The sequence below is a fragment of the Arthrobacter sp. NPDC057388 genome (assembly GCF_042668165.1).
Classification (GTDB): domain Bacteria; phylum Actinomycetota; class Actinomycetes; order Actinomycetales; family Micrococcaceae; genus Arthrobacter.
In genome coordinates this window covers 35,473-46,418 of record NZ_JBHVBL010000037.1, presented here as the reverse complement: position 1 = coordinate 46,418, position 10,946 = coordinate 35,473, and the positions used below count along the sequence as shown (strand labels likewise).

The following is a 10,946-nucleotide window of genomic DNA, read 5'->3' as shown; positions in this document are numbered from 1 at the left end:
GGCGCGGCCGCCTTCGCAGCTGCGGGTTTACAGCTGCCTGCTTTTCAGCTGGGTACTTTCAGCCTCGGGGTACTGCCATGTACTTGGTCTCGAGGAATTCCTCGATGCCCAGCCGGCCGCCTTCACGCCCCAGGCCCGAGGCCTTGATGCCGCCGAAGGGCGCCGCCGGGTTGGAGACGATGCCGGTGTTCAGGCCCACCATACCCACCTCAAGGGCGTCGCCCATGCGGAAGCCGCGGTCCACGTCCTGCGTGAACAGGTAGCCCACCAGGCCCCAAGGAGTGTCGTTGGCCAACCGGATGACCTCTTCCTCCGTGTCGAACGGAATCACCGGGGCCACGGGTCCGAAGATCTCCTGGCTCATCAGGTCCGACTCCGGGTTCACTCCGGACAGGACAGTGGGCGCGTAGAAGTAGCCAGGGCGGTCGGGACGGGAGCCGCCGCAGACCACGCTGGCCCCCTTGGACACGGCGTCATCCACCAGCTCCTGGACCTTGTTCAGCGCCTTCTCCTCAACGAGGGGCCCGACGTCGGTCCCCGCCTCGGCGCCGTCGCCCACCGACAAGGCACCGAGGCGGGCGGCCAGCTTTTGCGCAAACTCGTCCGCTACGGGGCGCTGGACAAAGAGCCGGTTGGCAGCGGTGCAGGCCTCGCCCATGTTGCGCATCTTGGCAGCCACGGCACCCTCCACCGCCCGGTCCAGGTCAGCGTCCTCGAACACGATGAACGGCGCGTTCCCGCCCAGTTCCATTGAGGAGCGCATCACATGCTCGGCGGCCTGCTCCAGCAGCCGCACGCCCACCCCGGTCGAGCCGGTGAAGCTGACCTTGCGGGCGATGCCGCTGGACATCCACGGCGACACGACGTCGGAGGCCTTGCTGGTGCAGACGACGTTGAGCACGCCCTGGGGCAGCCCTGCTTCCACCAGGATGTCCACCAGCGCCAGGGAGGACAGCGGGGTGAGGTTGGCCGGTTTGAACACCATGGTGCAGCCTGCCGCGATGGCCGGCCCGATCTTGCGGGTGCCCATGGCGAGCGGGAAGTTCCACGGCGTGACCAGCACGCACGGGCCAACAGGCTCCTTGGACACCAGGATCCGGTTCTTGCCGTCGCCGGTGGTGGTGAGGTCGCCGCCGATGCGCACCGCTTCCTCGGAGAACCAGCGGAAGAATTCGGCGGCGTAGGCCACCTCGCCCTTGGCCTCGGCGAAGGGCTTGCCCATCTCGGTGGTCATGATCAGGGCCAGTTCGTCCTGGCGGGCCATGATCAGGTCGTAGGCGCGGCGCAGGATTTCGCTGCGCTCGCGCGGCGCCGTCTTTGCCCACTCCTTCTGCACGCGGCCGGCGGTTTCGATAGCCCGCCGGGCGTCTTCCGGGCCGCCGTCGGCGACCGTGGCGATGACCTCTTCGGTGGCCGGATTGACGACGTCGAAGCGCTTGCCGGAGGCGGCTTCCGCCCACTCGCCGTCGATGAAAAGTCCGGTGCTCACCTTGGCGATGGCGTCCAGTGCCTTCTGTGAGGTGCGGGAGGTGGAGGTCTGGGTTGTCATGTCAGGAATCCTTTTCGGTTTGTATTAGGGAAGTTCCGGGGCCTTGCGTGGACTGGGGCACAGGTACTTATGCCGCAGCCGTGGAGAGGTTCAGCCGGCAGTGCCGGGATCGAGCAGCTGGGCGAGGTGGCGTCCGGGCCGCTCGTCGTCCAACTGCTTGACCTGCATCGCGCAGGAGAAGCCGTCGGTGAGCACCACGGATTCACTGCCGGTGCTGCGCAGCGCCGGGGCGAGCGCCTGTTCGGCGACCTGCATGCTCACCTCGTAGTGCTCCTTCTCGAAGCCGAAGTTGCCTGCCACACCGCAGCAGCCGGAAGCGTCCACCACATCGTTAATGCCGACGGCGGCCAGCGCGGCTTTCTGTGTTCCGGCGCCAAAGACGGAGTACTCGTGGCAGTGCGTCTGCAGCACCACCTGTTCCGGCAGCGGCCGGGCCGGGGCGGGCAACCAGCCAGCGCGTGCCAGCTGGTCCACGTGCGAGGCGAAGCTGCGCACCCGGGCCGCCACCCGCTTGGCCTGGTCCGTGTGGACCAGTTCCGGGAGGTCCTTCCGAAGCGCGGCGGCGCAGCTGGGCTCGACCACCACGATGGGGCGGTCCGTTCCGTCATCGAGCACTTCGGCGGCGTTGCTGAGCAGCTTCTTGGCGGTGTCCAGCTGGCCGGTGGAGGTCCAGGTCAGCCCGCAGCAGGCATCGGCCGAGCACTCGGTCCGCTCCCCCGCGCCGGCCAGGACGCGGGCCGCTGCACCGGCCACCTCGGGCCGGAAGCCCTTGGTGAACGTGTCCACGAACAGCACCACGCCATCTTTCCGGGTGCCGGAAGCAACGGCGCCTTCGGCACCGGGCCGGCTCCCGCCGTCGTGCTCCCTGCCGTTCCTGCCCGGCATGGCGACGCCGGCGGCGGCAACCTCCTTGCGCCATTCGCTGCCGCCCGCGAACCGCGGCATCGAGCGTTCAGTGGTGAGCCCGCCGAGTGCTGCCGCCACCTTGGCCAAGGGCGTGGCAAGCACGGCGTTGACCAGCGGCGCCACCCGGCCGGTGACCTTGAGCCAGCGCGGCAGCCAGCCGAGGGAGAAGTGGGAGAGCGGCCGGATCCGGCCCCGGTAGTAGTGGTCGAAGAACTCGGACTTGTAGCTGGCCATGTCCACGCCCGTGGGGCAGTCGCTGGAGCAGGCCTTGCAGGAGAGGCAAAGGTCCAGTGCCTCGCGGACCTCCTCGGACTTCCACCCTTCCTCCACAGTGCGCGCACCGCGGACCATGTCCTGGAGCACGCGGGAACGGCCGCGGGTCGAGTCCTTCTCATCCCGGGTCGCCCGGTAGCTGGGGCACATCACGCCGCCGGCGTCGGTGCGGCAACGGCCCACGCCGATGCAGCCCTGGACGGCGTGGACCCACGGGTCGATGCCGCTTCCGGCCGCATGCGCCGGATTGTCCGTCTCCGCGGAGGACCCGCCGCCGGAGTGCAGCGGCCGGAGGTCGAAGCTGGTGCGCCACTCGCGCTGCGGCACGCCGTCCAGCGCCAGGTTCTCATCCAGCGGATCCGGATCCGTGAGCGATCCCGGGTTCAGGATGCCGGCGGGGTCCCACAGCCTGCGGTAGGCGGCGAACGCGTCCAGCATGCGCGGGGAGTACATGAGCGGCAGCAGCTGGGAGCGTGCCCGGCCGTCGCCGTGCTCGCCGGAGAGCGAGCCGCCGTGCCGGACCACCAGTTTGGCAGCCTCGGCAGAAAACGTCCGGAAGACGTTCCGGCCCTCTTCGGTGCGCAGGTCGTACGTAATGCGGATGTGCATGCAGCCGGCTCCGAAATGCCCGTACATGACGCCCTGCAGGCCATGGCTTTCCAGCAGCCCGCGGAAGTCCGCAAGGTAATCGGCCAGGTTTTCCGGTGCGACGGCGGAATCCTCCCAGCCGGGCCAGGACTCCCCGCCGGTGGACAGCCGGGACGAGAGCCCGGCGCCGTCCTCGCGGACGCGCCACAGCGATGCCCGCTCCACGGCGTCGGGAACCGGCCGGCCCGCCACGAGCCGGCCGTTCTCCTGGAGGCGGGCCAGAAGGCGGCCGGCCTCGGCCTGCACTTCGGCGGGATCATCGCCGTCGAGGTCCACGTACAGCCAGGCTTTGCCTTCGGGCAGTCCCAGCACCGCGCCTTCGCCGCGGCGGAACCTCATGGTGTCCACGATCGCCTCGTCGATGCCTTCCACAGCGGCCGGGGAGAATTCGAGGATGGTTTCAATGTCCCGCGCCGCATCCACCACATCCGCGTAGCCAAGGCACACCAGCAGCGCGCTGGCCGGTTGGGGCACCAGCTTCATCCGTGCGCCGGTGATGATCACGCACGTGCCCTCGGAACCCACCAGGGCCCGGGCCACGTTGAAGCCCTTCTCCGGGAGCAGGTTGGCCAGGTGGTACCCGGACACCTGCCGCTGGATCCGGCCCAGTTCGACGCGGAAGTCGGCCAGGTTGCTGCGGGCCAGGTCCTTCAGTTCTGCCGTGAGGGCGTCGGCGCGCGCTGCGGCCGCCTTGTCATCCGGGTGCGTGGCACGCAGCCCCGTGGCGGTCGCGGTGAGACGGGCCCCGTCAGAGGTTACGACGTCGAGCTCTGCCACATGATCGGAGGTGCGGCCGTACCGGACGGAGTGGTTACCGCACGCGTCGTTGCCGAGCGACCCCCCAATGGTCGCGCGGTTCTTGGACGACGGGTCAGGGGCGAAGGTGAACCGGTTACCGGTGGCCTGCTCCACCGCACGGGAGAGCACGGCGAGCACCACGCCCGGCTCCACTGCCACGGTGCCAGCCGCCTCGTCAATCCCGTGAATCCGGTTCATGTGCCGGGAGAAGTCCAGCACCACGCCGGGACCGATGGCGTTGCCCGCCATGGACGTTCCGCCGCCGCGGCTGATCAGCGGCGTTCCGGTTTCGCGGCACACCGCCAGCGTTGCCACCACGTCCTCAACCGACCGAGGGAACACCACGGCCAGCGGCGGCACCCGGTAGTTGGATGCGTCATACGCGTATTCGGCCAGGCGCCGCGGCGAACTGTCGGCACTGATCCCGGCTGCGGACAGCCTGGCCAGGACCGTCTGCCGGCTGGCCTGCGGCACGGCAGACGGTACCGCGGCGCGCGGAGCGTCGGACAGGGAAGAAACAGTCATCGTGCGGCTCAGGCTCCGGCGGTGGCGGGGACGGCTCCCACGACGGCCCCGACGGCGGCCTCGAAGCGCTCCAGGCCGGTGGCGATTTCCTCGGCGGTAACAACCAGCGCCGGAATCAGGCGGACAACGTTGCCGGCCGGACCACAGGTCAGGGTCAGCAGGCCCTGCTCCGTGGTGGCCTGCTGGACGGCGGCGGCCGTCGCGGCGTCCGGCTTACCGTCCTCGGAGGTGAACTCAATGCCCTGCATGAGGCCGCGGCCGCGGACGTCGCCGATCACCGGGAAGCGCTCCTGGATCTCCCTGAGGCCAGCCTGCAGCTGCTCGCCGCGGACGCGGGAGTTTTCCACGAGGCCTTCCTCCTTGACCACCTCGAGGGTGGCCACGCCGGCGGCGGCGGAAACGGCGTTGCCGCCGTAGGTGCCGCCCTGCGATCCGGGCCAGGCTTTGGACATGGTCGCGGTGGAGGCAGCGATGGCGGAAATCGGGAAACCGGAGGCAATACCCTTGGCCGTGATGAGGATGTCCGGCGTTGCTGCGGAATACTGGTGGCCCCAGAACTTGCCCGTACGGCCCACACCGGCCTGGACCTCGTCGAAGATCAGCTGGATGCCGTATTTGTCTGCACGTTCCCGCAGCCCTTCCATGAAGGCCGGCGGGGTGGGCAGGTAGCCGCCGTCGCCCAGTGCAGGTTCGATCAGGAACGCGGCAGTGTCGTTGGGGGCCGTGCGGGTCTGCAGCAGGTAGTCGAGTTCCTGCAGCGCAAACTCCACTGCCACGGCCTCGTCCCAGCCATAGCGGTAGGCGTACGGGAAGGCGGACATGTGGACGCCGGCCATCAGCGGGGCGAAGCCGGCCGAAAACTTGGTGCCGGCGGTGGTCAGGGAGGCAGCGGCCACGGTACGGCCGTGGAATCCGCCCTGGAAAACGACGATATTGGGGCGGCCGGTGGCCATCCTGGCCAGCCGGATCGCGGCTTCGACGGCCTCGGACCCGGAGTTGGCGTAGAACACGGAGTCCAGGCCGGAGGGAAGAACTTCGCCGAACTTTTCCGTCAGCTCCAGCAGGGGCTGGTGCATCACGGTGGTGTACTGGGCGTGGATGATCTTGCCCACCTGCTCGCGTGCGGCCGCCACCACCTTCGGGTGGCAGTGGCCGGTGCTGGTCACGCCGATGCCGGTGGTGAAGTCGAGGTAGTCGTTGCCGTCCGTCCCGTAGATCCAGCTGCCAAGGGCGTGATCCACAACGACGGGGGTTGCTTGCTTGAGTGCGGGGCTGAGGGAAGTCATGCCCACCATGATGCACGTCACATCTGTCTATTGTCAACAATCCTGCAATAGAGGTACGGTTGTGGCGTGCATAACACTGAGAACACCCAACTGCTCCAGGCATCCGCTGCCGCGAGCCAGCCCACCCCCGGCCCTTCCGCGGAACAGCGGACGCCACGCGTGGTGATCCTGGCTGCCGAAGGTCAGGCCCGGCCCTACAACCTGGGTGCCATGGAAGCCCTGGCCAACGTCACCGTGACGGACGCCGCCGGACTTCCGGACGCGGCCCGCGGCGCCGACATCCTGTTCCTCTGGGACTTCTTCTCGTCGGCCCTGCGGGACGCCTGGACGCATGCGGACTCCCTCAAATGGGTGCACGTGGCAGCCGCCGGGGTGGACGCCATGATGTTCGACGAGCTCCGCGCCTCCGATGTGGTGGTCACCAACGCCCACGGCACGTTCGACCGGCCGATCGCGGAGTTTGTCCTGGCGTCCATCCTGGCCCACGACAAGCAGCTGCACCTGAGCAAGAAACTGCAGCAGCAGTCCGTGTGGCGGCACCGCGAGGTAACCCGCACGGAAGGTTCGCGCGCCCTGGTGGCGGGCACCGGGGGCATTGGCCGCGCCACCGCCCGGCTGCTGCGGGCAGCGGGCCTGGAGGTCCGCGGCGTGGGCCGCACCGCCCGGGAGGACGACCCGGATTTCGGCACCGTTTACCGGAGCGCCGACCTGGTCGAACATGCCGGCTGGGCGGACCATGTGGTGCTGATCGCCCCGCTCACGGAACAGACCCGGCACATGATGAATGCCCGCGTCCTCGCCGCAATGAAGCCCTCCGCGCACCTCATTAATGTTGGCCGCGGTGCCCTGGTGGACGAGCCGGCGCTGGTCCAGGCCCTGCGGGACGGGCAGATCGCCGCCGCATCACTGGACGTGTTCAGCGAAGAGCCCGTCCCGGCGTCGCACCCCTTCTGGGGCATGGAGAACGTCCACATGTCCGCCCACATGTGCGGTGACGTCATCGGCTGGCGCGACGCCCTTGCCCGGCAGTTCCTGGACAACCTCGAGCGCTGGACCGCAGGCGGCCGGCTGGCCAATGTGGTGGACAAGGAACGCGGCTACGTCAGCGGCAGCTGACCTCGCCAGCCACACGCCCGGCCCTGTGCGGCAACGCCGGCATGCAGTAGTTTTGTGTGAGGCAGGCCACATGGGCTAAATTGTAAACAATCTACTATCCCCCATCGGAGGTGTCTTTTTGCTGTTCAGCCAAGAGGAGTACGACGCCCGGCTCGCCGGTGTCCGCGTGCGCATGGCCAAACAGGGCCTGTCTGCCCTGCTCGTGACCGACCCGGCCAATATCTACTACTTGACCGGGTACAACGCCTGGTCCTTCTACACGCCGCAGCTGGTGTTCGTGCCGGCCGACGGTCCCATGCTGCTGTTCACCCGCGCCATGGACGCGGGCGGCGCCTTCCGCACCACCTGGCTGCCTGAAGACTGCATTGTGGGATACCCCGAGCAGTACGTCCACCGTCCGCACGTCCACCCCTTCGACTGGGTGGCCTTCGCCCTCCGCGAGCGCTACCTCATCGCGCCGGCCGCCAAGGGCTGCGTTGGCCTGGAAATGGACTCGCACTTTTTCTCCCCCAAGGCCTACCGGTCCCTGGTCAACGCCATTCCGGAATGGACAATGGTGGACAGCTTCGAGCTGGTCAACTGGGTCCGCTCCATAAAGTCCCCCGCCGAAATCCAGCTGATGCGCGGCGCCGCGCAGGTGTGCATGGCAGCCATGCAGGCCGCTGTGGACACCATTGACGTCGGCGTGCGCCAGTGCGATGCGGCGGCGGCGATCAGCCAGGCGCAGATCAAGGGCGCCGACGGCATCGGCGGCGACTACCCGGCGATCGTGCCGATGCTCCCCACCGGAGAGGCGGCGGACACCCCGCACCTGACCTGGAGCGAGGACCGCTTCCAGGCCGGGCAGTCCGTGGTGATCGAACTGGCTGGCGCGTACAAGCGGTACCACACTCCGCTGGCCCGCACCCTGACCCTGGGCAAGAAGCCGGACCGGCTCGCGAAGCTCGCGGACGCCGTCGCCGACGGGATCAACGCCGTGCTGACTGAGGTGCAGCCGGGCGTTCCCGTCCGGGAACTGGCCCGGGCCTGGAACTGGACGCTGGCCAAGTACGGCCTGGAAAAGCCGTCCCGCATCGGCTACTCGATCGGCGTCGGCTATCCGCCCGACTGGGGCGAGCGCACCATCTCCATCCGCTCCGAGGAAGAATCCGTCCTCGCGGAAAACATGACCTTCCATGTGATCGGCGGAATGTGGATGGACAACTACGGCTACGAACTCTCCGAATCCATCCGCGTCACCGCCGACGGCGTGGAAACCTTCACCAGCTTCCCCCGCGAACTGCTCCAGAAAGGCAGCTAGGCCTGTGACTGTTGACCACTTTGCCACCCGCTCCCGCGCAACCCTGCCCCTCGCTGACCGCGCCGCTGACCTCGTAGGTTCGGTGATCGATTCCAGCACGTCCCTGCTGGCCGCGCAGACCCACGACATTGTCCGCTTTGCCATGGGATCCCCGGCGGACGAGGCAGTGCCGCTGGAAGAATTCCGCGACATCGCCGCCAAGGTCATGGACCACAGCTCCCTGACGTACGGCGCCACCGAGGGCGAACCCGTGCTGCTGAAGGCCCTGGTGGATTACCTGGCAGGAACCTCGGACCCCACCAGTGAGGACCGTGTCACCATCACCGCCGGCGGCATGCAGGGCCTGGACCTTGCATGCAAGATCTTCATCAACCCCGGCGACCTGGTGATCGTGGAAAGCCCCACCTACACCAACGGCAGCGCCACGGCCCTGAGCTATGGCGCCGAGCTGCTCGAGGCGCCCACCGATGAGCACGGCCTCATCGTGGAGGCCCTGCCCGAGCTGGTTGCCGCCGCCGGCCGCCTGCCAAAGGCCATCTACACCATCCCCAACTTCCAGAACCCCGCCGGGGTCACCCTCTCGCTGCCCCGCCGCCACCAGCTGCTGGAGCTGGCGCACGAGTGGAACTCGGTGATCATCGACGACGACCCGTACGGGCTGCTCCGTTTCGAGGGCGAGGACCTCCCGTCCCTGCAGGCCCTTAGCCCGGGCGACCCGCTGCTGTTCTCCGTCCGCACGTTCTCCAAGATCCTGGCGCCTGGCCTGCGCGTGGGCTGGGTGGACACGGACCCCGCTCTGCGCCAGCTGGTCATCAACGCCAAGCAGGCGATGGACACGTGCACCAACGTTCCCGCCCAGCACCTCGTGGCCGAGTTCATCAGCCGCGGCGGACTGGATAACCACCTCGCCGGACTGCGCACCGAATACAAGCGCCGCAAGGACGCCATGCAGGAGAACCTGCGCCGCCACCTCGGCGACAGGATCACCACCACCGACCCCGAGGGCGGCTTCTTCCTTTGGCTCACGCTGCAGGGCGAGGATGCGCGGATCTCCACCCGGAAGCTCTTCGAGACGGCCCTTGCCGAGGGCGTGGCCTTCATCCCCGGCCCCGCGCTGTCCGCCAGCGGAAAGTTCGACGACGCCCTGCGGCTGTGCTTCGCGTCCACCACGCCGGAGCGGGCAGAGGAAGGCATCATCCGCCTCCGCCGGGCGATGGACCGCGAGCTCGCCGTGCTGAAGGGCGGGGAGCCGGCTTGAGCAACTCTGTTGACCGGCCGCCCGCCCTGACAGGGAAGGCCCTGGAAGAGAGGGTCCTGGGCCTGATCAGTGAGGACGAACTCGTCGCATTGACCGCAGCCCTCGTGGCCGCCGGCGGCGAGAACCCTGGCGGCACCGAAGAGGCCACCGTAGAGGTCCTGAAGGCATTCGCCGTCGGGGCGGGACTGGAGGTGTCCACGGACACCGTCGCGGCGGGGCGGCCGAACTTCACGGCCGTCCTTCCCGGCCGGCCGCAAGAGGGCGGAGTCCAGCCGGGCATCCTCTTCCTGGGCCATTCGGATGTGGTTCCCGCCGGCACCGGCTGGGAACGGCCCCCGTTTGAGCCCTACGTCCGGGACGGCCGGCTTTTCGGCCGTGGCTCCACAGACATGAAGGGCGGCCTCGCCGCCGTCCTGGTCGCCCTGAAAGCCCTGCGGGATGCCGGCGCCCAGTTGCCGGGCAACGCCGCCCTGGCCTGCACGGTCGACGAGGAGGATCTGGGCATCGGCATCAGGGCGTACACAGCAGCCGCCCTGGCCGATCCGGATTTCTCCTACTCGGCATGCGTCGTGGCCGAACCCACCGACCTTGAGACCGTAATCGGCTGCCGCGGGGACAGCTACATCGAGCTGAAGGTCACCGGCAAGTCGGCCCACTCGGGCCGGCCCGCGGACGGCCGCAACGCGATCGACGCCGCCGCGAAGATCCTGGCCCTGGTCCGTGAGGACCATGGCCGGCTCCAGTCCGAGCTGGATCCGCTGCTCGGCGCCGGCACCTGGAACATCGGCCTCATCCGCGGCGGCACCGGCACGTCCATGGTGGCGGCCGAATGCACCGTCTCCCTGGACCGGCGGCTCATGCCCGACGACGATGCCAGCCTGATCCTGGATAAGCTCCGGGCGCAGATCAGCGAGGCCGGCATCGATTCCGACGGCATCACGGTGGAGGCAGAAGTGACCATGGAGATGCCCGGGTTCCGCACACCGCAGTCACATCCCCTCGTGGCCAACGCCGTGGCCGCACTGGCGGATGCCGGGGTAACCAGCGCCGTCACCGGCTGGACCGCGGCCTGCGACGGCGGCTTCGTGGCCCGCGATCTCGGCGTGCCGGCGATCGTCATGGGACCGGGCGGCCTCAACGACCAGGCCCACCAGGTCAACGAGTCCGTCAGCATCGACGAAATTGTTGCCGCAGCACGGGCCTATGCGCTCATGTGCCTGCGCCACGGCAACGGCTGACGGCGTTTCCCGCTGACAACGAAAGGCTGGCTGCAGATGCAGCCAGCCT

At 68.6% G+C, this 10,946-nt stretch carries 7 protein-coding genes; 4 read left to right on the top strand and 3 right to left on the bottom strand.

Annotation, left to right across the window (positions count from 1 at the left end; genetic code table 11):
• Positions 1 to 58: 58 nt before the first annotated feature.
• The 3 genes from ACFUTU_RS16345 to ACFUTU_RS16335 form a co-directional block, all read right to left on the bottom strand.
• A complete protein-coding gene (locus ACFUTU_RS16345; protein WP_377966087.1) occupies positions 59 to 1,549 on the bottom strand; it encodes an NAD-dependent succinate-semialdehyde dehydrogenase in 1,491 nt (496 codons plus the stop codon).
• A 90-nt stretch (positions 1,550 to 1,639) separates the two neighbouring features.
• Positions 1,640 to 4,699, bottom strand: coding sequence for an FAD-binding and (Fe-S)-binding domain-containing protein (locus ACFUTU_RS16340; protein ID WP_377966085.1), 3,060 nt, complete (start codon positions 4,697 to 4,699; stop codon positions 1,640 to 1,642).
• 8 nt (positions 4,700 to 4,707) lie between these two features.
• The gene (locus tag ACFUTU_RS16335; protein WP_377966083.1) at positions 4,708 to 5,985 is read right to left on the bottom strand and encodes an aspartate aminotransferase family protein; all 1,278 of its coding nucleotides are present in this window, start codon (positions 5,983 to 5,985) and stop codon (positions 4,708 to 4,710) included.
• A 66-nt stretch (positions 5,986 to 6,051) separates the two neighbouring features.
• Between ACFUTU_RS16335 and ACFUTU_RS16330 the strand changes: the two genes are divergently transcribed.
• The 4 genes from ACFUTU_RS16330 (at position 6,052) to ACFUTU_RS16315 (ending at position 10,897) form a co-directional block, all read left to right on the top strand.
• A complete protein-coding gene (locus ACFUTU_RS16330; protein WP_377966081.1) occupies positions 6,052 to 7,101 on the top strand; it encodes a D-2-hydroxyacid dehydrogenase in 1,050 nt (349 codons plus the stop codon).
• A gap of 118 nt (positions 7,102 to 7,219) precedes the next feature.
• Positions 7,220 to 8,401 (top strand): M24 family metallopeptidase, encoded by a 1,182-nt coding sequence (locus ACFUTU_RS16325; RefSeq protein ID WP_377966079.1) that lies wholly within the window; start codon positions 7,220 to 7,222, stop codon positions 8,399 to 8,401.
• A gap of 4 nt (positions 8,402 to 8,405) precedes the next feature.
• A complete protein-coding gene (locus ACFUTU_RS16320) occupies positions 8,406 to 9,659 on the top strand; it encodes a PLP-dependent aminotransferase family protein (protein ID WP_377966077.1) in 1,254 nt (417 codons plus the stop codon).
• Entirely contained in the window at positions 9,656 to 10,897 is a 1,242-nt protein-coding gene (locus ACFUTU_RS16315) for a M20 family metallopeptidase (protein WP_377966075.1), read from the top strand. Before ACFUTU_RS16320 ends, ACFUTU_RS16315 begins: the two co-directional genes overlap by 4 nt.
• The last annotated feature ends 49 nt before the right edge of the window (positions 10,898 to 10,946 follow it).

Excerpts from the sequence above, each read along its gene's own strand:
- ACFUTU_RS16345 (WP_377966087.1), bottom strand. The coding sequence starts at position 1,549 with ATGACAACCCAGACCTCCACCTCCCGCACCTCACAGAAGGCACTGGAC.
- ACFUTU_RS16335 (WP_377966083.1), bottom strand. The coding sequence starts at position 5,985 with ATGACTTCCCTCAGCCCCGCACTCAAGCAAGCAACCCCCGTCGTTGTG.
- ACFUTU_RS16340 (WP_377966085.1), bottom strand. The coding sequence starts at position 4,699 with ATGACTGTTTCTTCCCTGTCCGACGCTCCGCGCGCCGCGGTACCGTCT.